The organism is Shewanella sp. SG44-6 (assembly GCF_014164185.1).
Lineage (GTDB): Bacteria > Pseudomonadota > Gammaproteobacteria > Enterobacterales > Shewanellaceae > Shewanella > Shewanella vesiculosa.
On record NZ_JACJER010000110.1, the window covers coordinates 1 to 15,758 of the forward strand.

Sequence of the window (15,758 nt, forward strand, 5' to 3'; positions counted from 1 at the left end):
GGCGTCATGGATATGAAGGAACTTCTTTAAACGAGCTCACCGAGGCGATGGGGATCAAGAAGCCTAGCTTGTATGCCGCATTTGGTAATAAAGAGCAGCTATTTTTAAAAGCTATCGATTTATATGAAAACCGTCCAGATTCATTATTTAATACAGCTTTTAAACATCAACATATTGCTGATGTGGTTCGCGGCCTATTGCTTGGTGCTGCAGCCAAATTTACTGACTGTAGCCATCCTCAAGGTTGCGCATTAATTAACAGCACCCTGTCCTGTAGTGAAGCGAGCGAATCAATTAAGCAAGCCGTTTTAGAGCGCAAAGCACGGCATAAGCTCCAATTGGTCGCTCGATTTGAGCAAGCTAAGCAGCAAGGTGAGTTAAATGCAGATTGTCAGCCTGCAGTGTTAGCTCAATTGATTACGACCTTGTTTCAGGGGATGTCGATTCAGGCATCTGAAGGGGCAAGCATTGAAGAGTTACTGCAAATTGCCAACATGGCCGTAGATGGCATTTTGATTTTGTACATTAATCCTAAGTAACCTAGTTACTCATTCTCAAAATTAACTCGTAAATCAATTGATACTGTACTTTGTGGCAGTATCAATCTTGTTTAAACATCCGCTATTCTCTAGACATCTTCTCTATCTGTTGCTTGTTACTAAGCTCTAACAGTCGCTATGGTAATACTATAAAATGTTGCTTTAACCACAACAGATAAGTTTACCGAATAAGCTGAGCTATAGCTCCCAATTTTATCGTATCCTTTTGTAATATAGATGGTTATCCAATCCGAGCAATCAAAAGGTCTGGTTAGCATTTAGCATCGACTGTGGGCTCATCGCAACTGACTCAATAGGAAGAACCCCTGCGATTAATTATATGCATAACTCTTGTGGGTGTCGGCAATTAAACCCAGTACACAGATAATCATCCTATCAATAGCCCCTAAGGTTATGCCATTGTGTTAAGGGGGCTCTGTTTATCAACTTGAGATTTTGTGAACTCACATTTATTTGGTAGATTACTCTCCTATAAATGCATTACTGATTTAACCTCATAAGGGAAAAATAACCATGAGCAAAGCTAAAATCGGCATCGTGACTGTGAGTGATCGTGCCAGCGCTGGCGTGTACGAAGATTTGTCTGGTAAAGCCATTATTGAAGTATTGAATGCGTATTTAACGTCTGAATGGGAACCTGTTTACAAGGTGATACCTGATGAGCGTGACGTTATTGAAGCCACATTGATTGATTTAGCCGATAATCAAGATTGCTGCTTAATCGTCACCACTGGCGGCACGGGCCCTGCAAAACGCGACGTAACGCCAGAGGCCACCGAAGCTGTGTGCGACAGAATGATGCCTGGTTTTGGTGAGCTAATGCGCACCGAATCATTAAAGTTTGTGCCAACAGCTATTTTGTCTCGTCAAACTGCGGGTCTTCGTGCCAACTCGTTAATTGTTAATTTACCTGGTAAACCTAAGTCAATCCGCGAATGTTTGGATGCTGTATTTCCCGCAATACCTTATTGTATCGACTTAATGGACGGACCGTTTTTAGTCTGTGACGAAGCCGTGATGAAGCCGTTTAGACCGAAAGCTAAGTAGTATTAATAAGCGGGCTCTGTATTAGTTTGCTGTTGTTGCAGGCCAATACAGAGCTAATGACCATTGCGATTATTCATTAATGTTTGCCTAAGAACCAAGATCATTTGCTGTGATAGATGAGTTTTATGTTTGTACCTGTTTGTGTTTCTTATTATTGATTATGTTGTAAAAAGTACTTTGAGTCATATTTAGTACTACACTAGCAATATATCTTCAGTAGGGCTGGTTCATTATGACATTAAAACGTTTTTCGCTTTTATTGTTGTCTTCACTATTACTTGCAATAACCATGTTATTGGTGAGTATTTACTATTTTTTCTACCTTCCTGGAATAAAAACTGAAATTTTAGATCAGCAACAACAAGAATATAATTTGTTGTATTCTGCATTATCGTTATCAAAAAACAGCTTAACGACCTTATGTTACGATTATGCCGTGTGGGATGAGTTAGTTGAATATATTGGCAACCCGACTGATGATTTTGTTCAACGCAGTATGTCTGACAATGCATTTAAAGCTGCAAATATTGATGCTGTTTTTGTCAGTGACATTAATAATGAGTTGGTTTGGGGTTATCAGGATGACTCATTAACATCATCCAGATTGTCACTCGTTGATTTAATTCATCAGCAAAATATACCATCTTTTGCTATTTTGCCGACAACAGCAGAGATTGCATCACAAGCAGTGTCTAGCCGCAGTGGTTATATCGTTTTTGGCGGGGCGCTCATTTACTTTAGTAATACCACTATTTTACCATCGACTGGTCACGGTGAAATCGTTGGTAGTTTAACTATGGTCCGCTTAGTGGATAAAGCGTTAATTAAAGGTATCAGTCAGTTTTCTTTAGTGAACTTTTCAATTGCTGATGTACAAACATCAACCAAAAGCATGCAAGAGTTTTTTAGTTTAAAACCAATTGAAAACATTGCGCCATCACACAGTTGGCTAATTCGTAATACATTTGATAACCAAGCAATACAGGTGACTTTACACCATAAAAAAGTGTCGTTACCCAAATTGAATTGGGTCTCGGCCATAACGATATTGTTGTCAATAGTGTTGATTGTTTCTCTCTCGTTAATAGCATTATCAAGACTACTTATTGAGCCGCTTATTCGTTTTAACAAAAGCATTAATGACTCATCAGATAATAATTTTATGAGCAAAATGGCTTCCAATCATTTCATCGATGAAATCGAAAATGTGTCTTACTCATTTAATCAATTACTGCTTAAGTTTAACGCTCAACAAAATTACTTAGAGACCTTAGCGGTTCAAGATTCGCTCACAGGCATTACTAACCGGAGAGGATTAGAATCATTTTCAAAGCGAATTATTTCACGTTGGCATCTGGAAAATATTGGTTTCAGTGTGATGATGATTGATGTCGATAATTTTAAGTATTTTAATGATCAACAAGGTCATCTTAATGGCGATGATGCATTAGTTGCCGTCGCGACCTGTCTGGTAAAGGTCATGGCTCCATATGATGCGCTTGCTTCTCGATATGGTGGTGAGGAGTTTTGTATAATTTGGGCCGATAATCATTATCAAAATATATTGAAAGTCGCAGAAGAAATTCGTGAGTCTATCGAGCAATTGCAGATCCCCAATAAAATAGATGGCCGAAATTGGGTCACCGTTAGTATTGGTGTTGTTGTGGTTGATGATAAATTAGCCGGCGTACAAAAATACAACTTTAGCGATGTACTACAACATGCAGATGAGCAACTTTATTTGGCCAAACAAACGGGGCGTAATACCGTCATCGTGGCGAGGTTTAGCAACTAAATGTGCCAAATATCGATGAGTTAACTCGATATTTGGCACTTTAGCGCAAGCACTACAACTTTTTAAATTGCTGCTTAAGCTCAAAATCGCTGTCAGTTACCAGTTTTTCTAACACTTGTATCCGTTCGATTAATGCTTGGTTTTGGGCTTTTATATCGGCGACACCATCGGCGTCAGCTTTTTGTTTATGCTTTAAATAATGTTTAAACATTTCGGATGCCGTGGTGCCGACAATAACAATAAATACTAATGCTATGATCGCAATATCGTTGTCCATAATATGCTCCTTGTTAATGCTCTTTGCTATATTAATTCGTGTAAATCATTTTAAATCAAAAAGTTGTAAATCTACCAGCCTTACTCTAAACCCTTAAGGCTGGCGTCACACCGTTATCAATAAACGCTGATAACAGTAGTTATAAGCCAAAGACCACTTTTTCACTCTTAAGTGACTTCTCTAAGCCAGCGGCTAATCCAATGGCTATTACTAATGTGGCCACAGACGACACGATTAATTGCATCATTGGAATTTCACGGCCCTTAATAAAGTCCATTAAGGCTTGTTGCTGGCCCGACACAGGTAACCACTGCAATACGTCTGGAGCTATGTTGTAACTAGCGGCCATAGAAAGTGCCAAGGGGACAAATAACACCATGGTTAAGTATGATTGTGCCTCTTTGAAGGTTTTAGCCATAAACGACACATACAGTTGCAAGGTTGCAGCCATTAACGCGACGGGAATACCAACTAAGAACATTAAGCCCATAAAATCTTGAGTGATATTGACGGTAAAGCCAATTTCTTGCCACGGAACAAAAGGGTAAGCCACTTTAGATACCAGTAAAATCAAGATTAACCCCAGTAAAGCAAAACAGGTTACGGCAATGATTTTACCTATCACTAACTGGCGGGTGCTCATGGGATGGCTAAGCAATAACGCTAATGAATTACGTTCGCGCTCACCAGCACTGGTGTCGATAGCGAGGTTCATACCAGAGATAAACACTGAATACATCATGGTGAAAATGGCAATGCCCAAAATCATCCCACCTTTAGAGTCCGGTGTGGCTTGATCTTCAATATTTATTTTGAGTGGTTGGGTAATGCGTGGATTAATTCCACGGGCAATTAAACGTATGCTGCCCATTTCTGCGCTATATGTTTGCAGCTGACGTTCAAGTCGACGAATCGACTTTTGTAGCTTCTCATCTGAATTATCAGCAATCAATAATACTTCTGCCGGTTTGGCTTTAGCCATGTTAGCGGCATAATCATCGCTAATGGTTAAGATGATTTTTTTAGCTTGTTCATCTTCACCATGGTTTATGCCGTTATTACTTAAGTAGCGCACTAAATCTGGCGCCTTGTCGGCATTGTGGATGTTGATGTTTAAATCTTCAGGGCTAGATAACTGGCCAATTAACACCATAAACATGGCGCACATGATCAACGGTGTACCGATGGCATAGTAAAGACCAGCCATTACCGATCGTTTGTCGCGTGCGGCGTCGACGAGTTCTTTACGCACCATTGCGAGTATCATTTTCATTATGCTGCAATCCCTTCGTCTGTTCCGATAAGTTCGATAAATGCATCTTCAAGCGAGTCTTTACCTGTTTGCTGACACAGTTCATCTGGGCTACCGATGGCAACAACTTTGCCGTTAGCCATTACGATGACGCGATCACACAAAGCGGCGACTTCTTGCATTACATGGCTTGAAAACAGCACGCAATGACCTTCAGCTTTGAGTTGCAATAAAATATCGCGCAGTAAGCGAGTGCTCATGACATCGAGTCCGCGAGTGGGCTCATCTAAAATGATGTTACTTGGCTTGTGCACTATGGCTTGTGCTAAGGCCGTTTTCATTCGTTGGCCTTGGGAAAAACCCTTGCAACGACGGTCGCTAATGTCTTCAAGCTTCAATTGTGCAATCACATCGGCGGTGGCTTGCTTGGCTTGTTTACGCGACATGCCACTGAGCTCGGCAAAGAAGCTAATGTATTCACGCGGCGTAAGGCGCTCATACAAACCAAAAGGGTCGGGGAATAAGCCTAGCTGCTTTTTAGCACCAATAGGATCGATAGCAACATCAATATCATTGACGGTCGCGGTTCCTGAGTCAGGCTTAAGTAAGCCAAATAAGGTGCGTAAACAGGTGGTTTTACCGGCACCATTTGGGCCAAGTAATCCAGTGATTTGACCATTTTCAGCGCTAAAACTTAAATCATCTAACGCTTGCACATCGCCAATCTTTTTGGTTAAGTTTGCAACAGTAATCATGATTATTCCTTATCTGCAGCAGTATTCGCTGGCGCTGTTGTTTCTATGTCTGTGGGCGTTTTGACAACTGGCAATGCTTCTACAGTATTCGCGTTGAGGTAAAAACTGCGACGAACATCTTTTTGCAAACATTCGCCATTAATGTCTTTTACCGAGCCTTGTTCAACTAATTGGGCGACTAGGTCATTACCACAGCTCTGTCCTGCTACACCATGGGTAGCATAAGGCGCAATAAAATGTTTTGAATGGGTGAGTTTCTCTTGCGCTAGCGCGCCCCAGTTAGGTGGCGTAGCCGGGTCTAGCTCGCCAGATAATAGTAGGGTCGGTATGTCACTGTGGATTGGTTCGCTGAAATTCTCACTCTCAGATGGCATTGGCCAAGCTTGGCAAGTTTTTTCTAGCCCCTCTAGCATGTTGCCACTGATATAGGAGTCTTTAGCATCTTTGCGCATTTGTGAAGTAATGCGATGAATGTCTTCGCCGCACACCACAGAGGCATGCATACCGATAGCAATACCTGTACTGTCTGCAGTTAAGGTGTAAATACCTAATATGGGTTGATAATTACCTTGTGCAGCTTGGTGAATCGCATGGGGGATCAGTGCACGTATGTTTGGCATGTACATCGCCATGCGGATTGCGCCGCTAAACTTACCGCGTGTGAGTAAAAAGTCACTGAGTTCGTCGGTAAGCGGATCACGTACTTGCTGACTAATGGGGGCTTTCGCGAGTAGCATATCGACTTTATTGAACTCGTCAGCTAATTCAGGAAATTGCTGTTGGCAAGCTGGAGTACTTTTACAGTCGCGCCATAATACATTTAAGCCACGTTCTATTGAGCTACCAATGGCGACAACACTTTGTTGCATGGGCACCACGCCATCTAATGTTACTGTCAATAGTGCTTCTGGATAGTGGCGCATATAAAGCTGTGCCATGCGTGTACCATAAGAAATGCCGTATAAATGCAGTTTTTGATAGCCTAAAAATTTGCGTACCGCTTCAAAGTCTTTTAATGCTGAGTTGCTACCGTATTGTGTGATGTCGGCATCAATGTGGGCGAGGCATTTTTCGGTCATGGCAATCACATCGATATCGTCATCATTCATGCTGAGTAATTCAGTGGTGTCATCGTCACAAGATAGAATATTCGATTGGCCCGTGCCGCGTTGATCGATGAGTAAAATGTCGCGTTGCTGACGAACCTTTGACAACATACGATTAAAACCAGCTGCATTTTCAATCGCTGATTGGCCAGGACCACCTGCGATGGCCAGTAAGGCTTCACCAGGATGAGTGTTTTTAATCGCTGGTAAAATAGCAAAATGAATGTCGATTCTCTTGCCATCAGTGAGCTTAGGATTTTCTAACACGCTGATTTTACCGCATTGAAGCTGCTCGTCTAAACCGTCTAAGTAACAAGCACTGGTTTTAGCAGCCGCTGCGAGATTAACCTCTGGTGTGTCGGCATAGCTATAATTGGCGAGTAAAATACTTATAGCAGCAATAAACCAGCGGCTCGTAAGCGTTAGCGAATGGCATAAACCAGGGCGGTTAATTCGCTCTGCTAAGGCTGTGTTGACAAACTTCCTGTTGATCATCGGAACGTTTCCTTTTTGCATTTCATGACGATTATGATACCTTAGCATCTAGTGTATGAGTGTATCAATGTATTAATACAGTTCCTAAAGGCTAATGTTAGAATTATTAAATGTCAACCCCAGCAGTGGTGAACCCATTTATCGACAGTTACACGATCAAATCGTGCGCTTAATTGTTGGCGGACAATTGCACCCTGAAGATGTGCTACCTTCGGTACGTCAACTTGCTGAGCATTTAGCCGTAAACCCAATGACAGTGTCGCGGGCTATGCAGCAACTTGTCGACCAAGGTTGGGTTGAGCGTCGTCGTGGCCAGCCATCACGTGTGGCAGCAAGAACGTCAGCCAATAATGCTTCTGGTAGTAGTTTACTGGCACCGCAATTATCTGAGTTAGTTGATCAGGCGCGCCAGTTAGGAGTCGATTATGACCAATTACAGCGTTTGCTGGCGCAATATTGGGATAAAGAATAGCAGCAACACAGTTCATTCATTTTATCGTTAAGGATATTATCTAGGAAGTCGACAATGGAATCCGAACAACAACCCATTTTACGTTTTAATCATGTGAGCAAAACTTTTGCCGTCAAAGATAAATCGGCAGCAGGACATACAGTATTATCTGATCTATCGATAACACTTTATCCTGGGATGGTGGTCGGATTATTAGGCCAAAATGGTGCCGGTAAGTCGACACTAATGCGCTGTGCGTTAGGTATTATTGATATTGATCAAGGGGATATTTTAACCTTAGGCGAAACGCCTGCCGCGTTATCTATTCAGGCAAAAGAACGTATTGGTTATGTACCACAGCAGCCTTTTGGTTATGAAGGTTTTACCATAGATAAAGCATTAGAACTGCATCGAAGCTTCTACCCAAACTGGGATATGACGCTTGAACAAGATTGGTTAGAGCGGTTCGATTTAGATGTCACCCAAGCGGTGCAAAAACTCTCGGTTGGGCAGCGTCAATCATTGGCCTTGATCATGGCCATGGCGTATCGCCCAAGTTTGTTATTACTCGATGAGCCCGTCGCCAGCCTTGACCCTATCGCCAGACGCAAGTTTATGAGCGACTTATTTGATCTCGCGCTTGATTCGGGTTCTGCTGTATTATTTTCATCGCATATCACCTCTGACTTAGAACGCGTTGCCAGTCATGTTGCCCTGATTAAAAAAGGTCAACTAGTACTGTTTAAAGAGATTGATGCCCTGCGAGAAGAGGTTAAATTACTCAGCATAAATGACGGTACCACCTTACCATCAAGCTACAAAATTTTGAGTCAAAGCGGGCTAAATATGCTGGTGGACACACAAGGCGACTCGGCCGTCATCACGGGAGTGCAGAGCGCCAAGGCCGTTAATTTAGAACAGTTATTTATGGAGCTGCATCGATGAGTTTGCAGCCGTTTAACAGTGGCAATAGCTTATGGCGTAAACCTTATCGTGGCATGCTGCGTTTATGGTTATATGACTTAGGCAGTGTCAGTTTTATTGCCACTGCAGGATTAGGCTTAGTGTTAGGACTGTTGTGCTTTATCAGCGGTAAAACTGAAGTTGTTAGCCTGGTTTTTTCAATGGCTACTGTATCTACTGCAGCAGCAATCGCGTGGCAGCTAAATCGGTTATCAGCAACCGAGTTGACCGGTCTAATACCTGGTTATCAACAGCATGTACTCATACAAGCAGCGAGCATCGCGGCGGGCATGTTATTGATACAGCTATTAATCTGTATTAGTTTTTCTGCTTATGATGTCATCCCCAAATTACTCCTCGCCATTGTGGTCGGTTTACTGTTTGTATGGGCTTGTTTATGGCGCAGTAACAGTTTTCATTTATCATTTTTGTTATTCATAGCGGTACCCTTATTAGATAGGTTAGTGCTCACCATACCGACGTGGATAATGCTGATTATGGTTGCGATACTGTCTTATCATGTTATTGACTTGTGTCGGCGCTTACGCTGGAACAGAGAATCGCGTGTGGTGTACCTCAACGCCGTGCAAATGGGCTGGATGTGGTTGCCAAGCATAAAAGGTTTTACTTGGCTTACCCGCTTTGAACGTTTTTTCCACCCGATGAATTTTTTCATTGGTCCTGTGCTGGCGGTAATGATGTTGTGCTTGCCAATTATCGCTCTTGGATTGATGTTGTTATCGTGGTTGTTTGAGATTAATTTGCCCACATTATTTTTATTGGCACAATTTTCGGTGCTCAGTTGCTCCATCGTTCATTGGAGCCGAATTCAACGTTGGCGCGCGGCAGAAACCTTGTTTTTACTACCTTGTTATAGTGGCCTGAACGGATTGCGTGATGCATTTTACCGAAGTCAATATCGTTTTATTGTGGTGTTGGTGATGATGGTCAGTGCGCTAGGGCTAGTAAAATGGCTTATTGATCCACAAATAACTCTGCCGTTTGTGGCTCATTTAGGATTAAGTACCTTTTGGGGCAGTGCCATTATGCTCGGTGCTGGCTCGGCTTGTCGTAACAGCTATCAAGCGACTGCGGCAATGCTGATTGTATTGATACACTCCATTCTGGTGTCACTGAGCTTTGCCGCCTTAAGGGACGGCGACAGCTTGACGATGTGGCTGCTTATTGATATTCCGCTAGTGGTCATCGGTATACTTGCACTAGTGTGGGGTAAGAGTCAGTTATGGAAAAATGGCATTAGTGCAGCTTAACAGCAGGTCTAATTTTAGTCCGAACGTGACGTTAAGCTCAAAAATAGAGCAAAAGCTCTTATGGTTTGTGGCCGCTTAATGTAGAATGCGAAAAGCGGAACACCTGTAAGCTAAAAAGGCCACAGCCATATGTCATTAGATCAATACCACGTAGTCCAACTTCTGCAGCAACAAGGTCAGTCACTAGGTCATAATATCGCCCTTGAAGGCTTTGATATGCCGGCCCCTTGGCACACTGTCTCTTGGAGTGCATTCAATACAATCACCGACTCAGTCGCACAGTTGTTAATTGAATTTGGCTTACAAGTACAAGACAAGGTGGTTATTTTAGCCCAAAACTGCCCACAGTGGACTTGTGCTGATATTGGCGCCCTAAAAGCGCGCAATGTGGTCGTGCCTGTGTATCCCACCAGTACTATCGATCAAGCGGTGTTTATTGTTAATGATGCTCAAGCTAAATTAATTTTTGCCGGTAACCAACAGCAATACGACATGGCATGTACCATTGCTGCTCAAGCAGACTGCGTAGAGCATATTGTGGTGTTTGATGCGAATGTGACCCTGAATGCCGATAATCATGTGTATTTTGATCAGGTATTAGCGGCGCAATTTAATCCGCTGATTAACGCAGAACTCAATACCAGGCTTTCCAATAGCAACCTAGATGACTTATTAACGCTGATTTATACCTCTGGCACCACAGGTAACCCTAAAGGTGTGATGCTGGACTACCGTAATTTTGCCTCAATGATCAATCAACATGACAGTAAGTTACCTTTTACAGCGGGTGATGTGTCGTTGGCATTTTTACCGCTGAGCCATGTATTTGAACGCGGTTGGAGCATGTATGTATTGTGTCGCGGCGGCCATAATGTCTATCTAAACGACACGAATCGAATTAAAGAAGCCCTCGTTGCGGTAAAACCTCATACCTTATGTGTTGTGCCGCGATTTTTAGAGAAAATATACAGCGCAGTACACGATAAAGTTGGCCGAGCCTCTAAACCAAGGCAAGCTCTGTTTGCCTGGGCGATGAGAGTAGGCAAACGTCAATTTGACGTTTGCCAAGGCCGTGCTGCAGGAAGTTTGTGGTTAAGTGCACAGTGGCTGCTGGCTAACAAGCTGGTTTACAGTAAGCTACAGCAAGTGTTGGGTGGCAGGTTAAAGTTTATGCCTGTTGGCGGTGCAGCTCTCGATGTTAATGTTGGCAGCTTTTTTCACAGCATTGATGTGCCGGTATTGTGTGGTTATGGCATGACAGAGACCAGCGCCACAGTAACTTGTAACACCTTAGATAATCGCGTATCGGGATCGAACGGCAAGCCACTCGATGCCATGCAAATTAGGCTAGGCAAAGACGACGAAATTTTGGTACGTGGCGACACCGTGATGCGTGGTTATTACAATCGACCACAAGATACAGCTGAAGCCTTTGAAGATGGTTGGTTAAAAACCGGTGATGCAGGGCGTATTGATGAGCAAGGTAACTTATATATTACCGATCGTATTAAAGAATTAATGAAAACCTCGAACGGTAAATACATAGCACCGCAGCGAGTTGAAGGTAAGGTGGCTTGTTGTCCGTTTATCGAACAAGTCGCCATTGTTGCCGATGCGCGTAATTATGTATCTGCCCTCATTGTGCCAGCATTTGAAGCATTAAATACTTGGGCTAAAGCCCAAGGTATTCATGTTGAAAACCCAATTGAGTTATTACGTCACTCACAAGTGGTGGCTCATTTTGAGCAGCGATTAATTGAGTTGCAGCATGAGCTAGCTGGGTTTGAAAAAATCAAAAAATTCACTTTATTACATGAAGCATTTTCAATGGAGTCTGGACTCATTACGCCAACATTAAAGCTGCGTCGTAAAATGATTTACAGCAAATATCATAGTGAAATTAATGCCATGTACGGGCAGTAATTAATTATCAATAATAATCCTAAAGGACGCACTAGCGTCCTTTTTTGTAATACTTAGTGATAATTGCCAGTATTTCCAGTAGAGGTACAATACTCTATTTTAAAATTAGGCAACATAGAGGGAACTATGGAAATTATCACGGTAAATGGAAAGCCTGTTTTTAGATCTAGCACTCAGTCTTTTTATGGCAATCAATTTAGCCAGAAAGTGTTAGCTAATATCGATACAAAAACGCTGTTCAAAAAAATTGACGCTATACCAGGTCTTGCGGGTGCAGGAATCGTTTATATTGATAGCAAATACAACATTATTGAATTAAGAAAATTCGAACCTGTTTGCCAGCTAAATCCTATTAAAATCGTTCTAAGGGAGCCTCCTCAATTAATGAGTCAGGCCGAGTTTGCCTCCCACTTAAAAGGTAGCCAAGGTAATACCCGTGAATCTAAATTAGTTGGTGAATTGGGAAATGCTGCTTGGAGTTGTGGTACTGCAGTTCTTGGTTGGACAGTTGTTATTGGAAGTTTAGGCGCAATCCCATTAACCGGCGGGACAAGTAGTGCAATAACGTATTTAGCAATAGCAGGTGCAACGGCTGGTTTTGCTCAATGTATGAATGGTTTGATTAGAGTAGGTGCTGAAGCTTATTCTCCTGAGTTTAAAGATGATTTTGACTCACAAGAGTGGTATCAAAATACCACTTCAGCTTTGGATTTAGTGTCACTTGCAGGAGCAGGTGCTGCTGCTTTAGGTACAATAAAAGCAATAAAAATGATGCAATTAGGTACTAGCAAGAATACCTATGAAATCTTAAAGGGGTTATCCCGTGCCGAAAAAAAGAGATTAAATCGTGAAATTACCCGCCTTAATTTACCTGGTGCTTCAGGTAAGTTAATAAAATCAATGGCTCGAAAAGGCAACATAAAAAAATATACAGGCAAACAAATTACCCATGCATTTCGTTTACATTTAATGGATGCTATTGGAGCTTCAATGAGCGTTTTTGGTAGCGTATTCAATGGAACAATTGGAACAATGGCTATTGGGATATATGAGGAGCTCGCTGATTGATGAAAAGACAAATTAAACAGAAAAGTGATGACGATATTGTCGGATTATTTCCACCTATGAAGTCCATAGCGGCTTTTTTAGCTGCGACACTATTCATGATGCTTTCCATCGCACTGTTAAATCTGCTCATTTTAGATTTTTATTTTGGTATAGTTGATATAGGAAGCGAGCTTCTGTTCTTATATCTATCGGCATTAGTAATTATTTTCAGTGGCTTCAATTATGCAGTTGTTAGAGGATCTTTCTTCGCTGTAAAAGTCTTAAAATGGTATTTCTGTATTTTATTTATTATATTTTTGCCAACAGTGTTTTTAATCGCAGAGCAGGCAACATTTATTTATGCATATCTGTTAGCTGTTGTTTTTTTGCTCATGTCACTTTACTTGTTACAAAGTAAATACTATCAAGTATTTGTTCAGTATCAATTTGATGCCTTAGAAGATATCAAAGAGGTTCGTGCTGAAATAGCGGCTGAAGTTGCTGCAGACAAAGCTAAATATTAAAAGGTTTTTTATTTTATTAGAGTGGCTTATAACTCAGTTAATATGGCAAATTCACGAACGATAATAAGGATAGTGAAGCTACAACTTTGGTTAAGTAAGCGTAGCTAATTTGCCGCTTAGCAGCCCGAAAACATAGTGATTTGATTCCTTTATCGCCGGGAGATTTTTGTAATGGCAGATGAATACTATTTCAGATTTCTCCTCGCACTCCCCCCATAAAAACCCTACGTGATAATAACTTTTTTGATGACCTCGAGTGAGATGTGTCGTTAGAATGGGTTAATGGCATTTGTTCACCGAACAAAACGTCAATGGACTCAAAATAATAATAAAGGATTCTTTGTGACAGACACTCAATTTAGCATGACCCTCAAACCGCGCTTTTGTGAAACCGACGCATTAGGACACATTAACAACACGGTTATTCCTGTGTGGTTTGAAGCGGCTCGTGAGCCCATTTTTGAAATCGTAAATCCAGGCCAAGATTTAACTAAGTGGAACATGATCATTGCTGGTTTTACCGTCGCCTTTACCGCACCAACATATTATGGCGCAGAAGTTGTGGTTAAAACGCATATTAGCCGTTTAGGCAATAGCAGCTTCGATATATTACAAAGCAGTTGGCAGCAAGGTAAAAAAACCGCTGAAGCGACCACTACTATGGTGCATTATAATTACCAAACTGAAAAAAGTGAGCCACTCGCTGAGTGTGTCCGTCAGCAATTGGCAGCGTTAACGGGTCCGGTTTAAGGTGTTAATGAGCCATAATAGCTTTAGGTAACATAAGGGCTTAACGTATAAATTTGACCACATAGCTGCAGCTGGTATTGATGTTAAAATTTTCCGTTTTAGCCCACGCCAGCCCAGTACGAACTAATTTTTCGGCAATACCTTGGCCGCGTAAAGCGGGTGGGACAAAGGTGCGTTGGAAATCGATACTTTGACCATCTAAGTGGTATTCGAGCACGGCTTCAGCCCCTTGAGTGACGACTACAAAACGATGTCGATCGACTTGATGTTGCACTGTTACAGCTTCTTGGTTGCTCATGGCTTGTTCTCTATTGTTATTGATTGCTGCATTGTTTAAGCAAGATTAATCTCGTTATTCATGCAGCTTCAATGCGGCAAGTAATTCTGGGGTTAATTTGGCTTTTTGGTTCGTTTTGAAGTTAAACATCACCACTTTTGCCCAGCCGATAGTCGTAACAGCTTGCTGTGCTTTACTGAATACAGTGTAATGCATCACAAAGCGGTCTTGAGTGATGTCACTTATTTTTACGCCAACAATGATAGCGTCAGGAAAGGTCAGTGGGCGCTTAAAGCGGGCATTGGTTTCGCTCAATACTGGACCTACTCCAGTGGTTTTTATATCGCCTAGTAGGTTAATTTGATTAAAGAAATCGAGACGCGCGGTTTCAAAGTACTTAAAATATACTGAGTTATTAACGTGTTGTAGAGCATCCATTTCACCCCATGCTACTTGAATGTCTGTGCTGATAGAATGTTGAGCTAAAAAGTCATTCATGGCGGTTCTCTGTTGTGGATTAATAAATTAAACGCTTGTTTAAATTTCAACTGTTAATCTAACAGTCCGGACGATGAACAACAAGGGACAGTGGCTATTACAGTAAGTATATCCAGTGAACTTATAAGGATTTCACCTTGCGAAAAGAGACTTATCTAACAACATCGAGTTTATGGATATCGTCATGTTGGGCAGTGTTTACTGCACGATTTGCTAAGCTGCAAACTCAACTGAGTGCGCCGCAAAAGCTCTACCTCGTCGCGATAGTGTTGTTGTTTTGTACTGACTCCGTTGTGTGGGTGGCGATTATCAGCGTCATGGCGATGTCGATTGAGTTCTGGCATTTATTTGAACGCATGTGGCACAGTTTGGCTGGTAAAGCGGTGTTGTTATTGTTCTACGCCATCGTAGCTAATTTTGCCTTGGCAAGCTCAAGTTCAGTGGTTAACGATGTGGTTGGTGTGGCTGCTAGTAGTTTTAATTATACTCATAACTTTGCCATATTATTGTATATCCCAGCATGGAGTGTGGTGATGAGCTGTATAGTATTGTTAGTGCTGCAGCTTATTTTCCCGCTGATGTTTGCCGTGTCTTTTTTACTCCGTCCTTTTGGTGTAACCAATTTTCGCTTGATTAGTCATCAACATTTTCATCGTACTACTTTTTGGGTGCGGGTGATTTTAGCTGCTGTTGTGCTGTATCACCTTGCCATGCTGATGGATCTGGGTGGGCAGATTGAGAAAGCCTTAGATGATCCACAAGTTGTG

General features: G+C 41.9%; 16 protein-coding genes and 1 pseudogene. 11 read left to right on the forward strand and 6 right to left on the reverse strand.

What is annotated here, in order from left to right:
• From H5185_RS23290 to H5185_RS16700, 3 genes are all read left to right on the forward strand, one after another.
• A partial coding sequence (locus H5185_RS23290) for a TetR/AcrR family transcriptional regulator (RefSeq protein WP_182742662.1) occupies positions 1-539 on the forward strand: 539 nt, incomplete at its 5' end.
• A 534-nt stretch (positions 540-1,073) separates the two neighbouring features.
• The gene (mog, locus tag H5185_RS16695) at positions 1,074-1,607 is read left to right on the forward strand and encodes a molybdopterin adenylyltransferase (protein ID WP_124016651.1); all 534 of its coding nucleotides are present in this window, start codon (positions 1,074-1,076) and stop codon (positions 1,605-1,607) included.
• Positions 1,608-1,839: 232 nt separating this feature from the next.
• Positions 1,840-3,402, forward strand: a complete 1,563-nt coding sequence (locus H5185_RS16700) for a diguanylate cyclase (protein WP_182742663.1) — start codon at positions 1,840-1,842, stop codon at positions 3,400-3,402.
• 52 nt (positions 3,403-3,454) lie between these two features.
• Here the strand turns inward: H5185_RS16700 and H5185_RS16705 are convergent, their stop codons facing one another.
• The 4 genes from H5185_RS16705 to H5185_RS16720 form a co-directional block, all read right to left on the reverse strand.
• Positions 3,455-3,679 carry a hypothetical protein gene (locus tag H5185_RS16705; protein ID WP_124016654.1) on the reverse strand — a complete coding sequence of 75 codons (225 nt, stop codon included), beginning with the start codon at positions 3,677-3,679 and terminating at the stop codon, positions 3,455-3,457.
• A 139-nt stretch (positions 3,680-3,818) separates the two neighbouring features.
• Entirely contained in the window at positions 3,819-4,952 is a 1,134-nt protein-coding gene (locus tag H5185_RS16710; RefSeq protein ID WP_182742664.1) for an ABC transporter permease, read from the reverse strand.
• A complete protein-coding gene (locus H5185_RS16715) occupies positions 4,952-5,686 on the reverse strand; it encodes an ATP-binding cassette domain-containing protein (RefSeq protein WP_124016656.1) in 735 nt (244 codons plus the stop codon). Before H5185_RS16715 ends, H5185_RS16710 begins: the two co-directional genes overlap by 1 nt.
• 2 nt (positions 5,687-5,688) lie before the next feature.
• Complete coding sequence (locus H5185_RS16720) at positions 5,689-7,287, reverse strand: alpha/beta hydrolase (RefSeq protein WP_124016657.1); 1,599 nt, start codon at positions 7,285-7,287, stop codon at positions 5,689-5,691.
• Between the two features lie 94 nt (positions 7,288-7,381).
• On the opposite strand from H5185_RS16720, the gene H5185_RS16725 reads away from it, so the two are divergent.
• The 7 genes from H5185_RS16725 to H5185_RS16755 all read left to right on the forward strand — a co-directional run bounded on the left by H5185_RS16725 (position 7,382) and on the right by H5185_RS16755 (position 14,216).
• Complete coding sequence (locus H5185_RS16725) at positions 7,382-7,759, forward strand: GntR family transcriptional regulator (RefSeq protein WP_182742665.1); 378 nt, start codon at positions 7,382-7,384, stop codon at positions 7,757-7,759.
• 54 nt (positions 7,760-7,813) lie between these two features.
• Entirely contained in the window at positions 7,814-8,683 is an 870-nt protein-coding gene (locus tag H5185_RS16730) for an ABC transporter ATP-binding protein (RefSeq protein ID WP_182742666.1), read from the forward strand.
• Positions 8,680-9,972, forward strand: coding sequence for an ABC transporter permease (locus H5185_RS16735; protein WP_182742667.1), 1,293 nt, complete (start codon positions 8,680-8,682; stop codon positions 9,970-9,972). Before H5185_RS16730 ends, H5185_RS16735 begins: the two co-directional genes overlap by 4 nt.
• A 129-nt stretch (positions 9,973-10,101) precedes the next feature.
• Positions 10,102-11,895 (forward strand): long-chain fatty acid--CoA ligase, encoded by a 1,794-nt coding sequence (locus tag H5185_RS16740; RefSeq protein WP_182742668.1) that lies wholly within the window; start codon positions 10,102-10,104, stop codon positions 11,893-11,895.
• Between the two features lie 126 nt (positions 11,896-12,021).
• On the forward strand, positions 12,022-12,963 hold the full coding sequence (locus H5185_RS16745; RefSeq protein WP_182742669.1) for a hypothetical protein: 942 nt from the start codon (positions 12,022-12,024) through the stop codon (positions 12,961-12,963).
• Positions 12,963-13,466, forward strand: coding sequence for a hypothetical protein (locus H5185_RS16750; protein ID WP_182742670.1), 504 nt, complete (start codon positions 12,963-12,965; stop codon positions 13,464-13,466). Before H5185_RS16745 ends, H5185_RS16750 begins: the two co-directional genes overlap by 1 nt.
• 363 nt (positions 13,467-13,829) lie before the next feature.
• Complete coding sequence (locus H5185_RS16755; RefSeq protein WP_404948466.1) at positions 13,830-14,216, forward strand: acyl-CoA thioesterase; 387 nt, start codon at positions 13,830-13,832, stop codon at positions 14,214-14,216.
• Positions 14,217-14,256: 40 nt separating this feature from the next.
• Here the strand turns inward: H5185_RS16755 and H5185_RS16760 are convergent, their stop codons facing one another.
• The gene (locus tag H5185_RS16760) at positions 14,257-14,514 is read right to left on the reverse strand and encodes a GNAT family N-acetyltransferase (RefSeq protein WP_124016665.1); all 258 of its coding nucleotides are present in this window, start codon (positions 14,512-14,514) and stop codon (positions 14,257-14,259) included.
• A gap of 54 nt (positions 14,515-14,568) precedes the next feature.
• Complete coding sequence (locus tag H5185_RS16765) at positions 14,569-14,991, reverse strand: thioesterase family protein (RefSeq protein WP_124016666.1); 423 nt, start codon at positions 14,989-14,991, stop codon at positions 14,569-14,571.
• A 137-nt stretch (positions 14,992-15,128) separates the two neighbouring features.
• On the opposite strand from H5185_RS16765, the pseudogene H5185_RS16770 reads away from it, so the two are divergent.
• Positions 15,129-15,758, forward strand: a pseudogene (locus H5185_RS16770) (hypothetical protein); the annotation flags it as partial.

Coding starts and splice junctions, on each gene's coding strand:
- H5185_RS16710 (WP_182742664.1), bottom strand. CDS start 4,952: ATGAAAATGATACTCGCAATGGTGCGTAAAGAACTCGTCGACGCCGCA.
- H5185_RS16725 (WP_182742665.1), top strand. CDS start 7,382: ATGTTAGAATTATTAAATGTCAACCCCAGCAGTGGTGAACCCATTTAT.
- H5185_RS16735 (WP_182742667.1), top strand. CDS start 8,680: ATGAGTTTGCAGCCGTTTAACAGTGGCAATAGCTTATGGCGTAAACCT.
- H5185_RS16730 (WP_182742666.1), top strand. CDS start 7,814: ATGGAATCCGAACAACAACCCATTTTACGTTTTAATCATGTGAGCAAA.
- H5185_RS16740 (WP_182742668.1), top strand. CDS start 10,102: ATGTCATTAGATCAATACCACGTAGTCCAACTTCTGCAGCAACAAGGT.
- H5185_RS16715 (WP_124016656.1), bottom strand. CDS start 5,686: ATGATTACTGTTGCAAACTTAACCAAAAAGATTGGCGATGTGCAAGCG.
- H5185_RS16760 (WP_124016665.1), bottom strand. CDS start 14,514: ATGAGCAACCAAGAAGCTGTAACAGTGCAACATCAAGTCGATCGACAT.
- H5185_RS16765 (WP_124016666.1), bottom strand. CDS start 14,991: ATGAATGACTTTTTAGCTCAACATTCTATCAGCACAGACATTCAAGTA.
- H5185_RS16700 (WP_182742663.1), top strand. CDS start 1,840: ATGACATTAAAACGTTTTTCGCTTTTATTGTTGTCTTCACTATTACTT.
- H5185_RS16720 (WP_124016657.1), bottom strand. CDS start 7,287: ATGATCAACAGGAAGTTTGTCAACACAGCCTTAGCAGAGCGAATTAAC.
- mog (WP_124016651.1), top strand. CDS start 1,074: ATGAGCAAAGCTAAAATCGGCATCGTGACTGTGAGTGATCGTGCCAGC.
- H5185_RS16745 (WP_182742669.1), top strand. CDS start 12,022: ATGGAAATTATCACGGTAAATGGAAAGCCTGTTTTTAGATCTAGCACT.
- H5185_RS16750 (WP_182742670.1), top strand. CDS start 12,963: ATGAAAAGACAAATTAAACAGAAAAGTGATGACGATATTGTCGGATTA.
- H5185_RS16755 (WP_404948466.1), top strand. CDS start 13,830: ATGACCCTCAAACCGCGCTTTTGTGAAACCGACGCATTAGGACACATT.
- H5185_RS16705 (WP_124016654.1), bottom strand. CDS start 3,679: ATGGACAACGATATTGCGATCATAGCATTAGTATTTATTGTTATTGTC.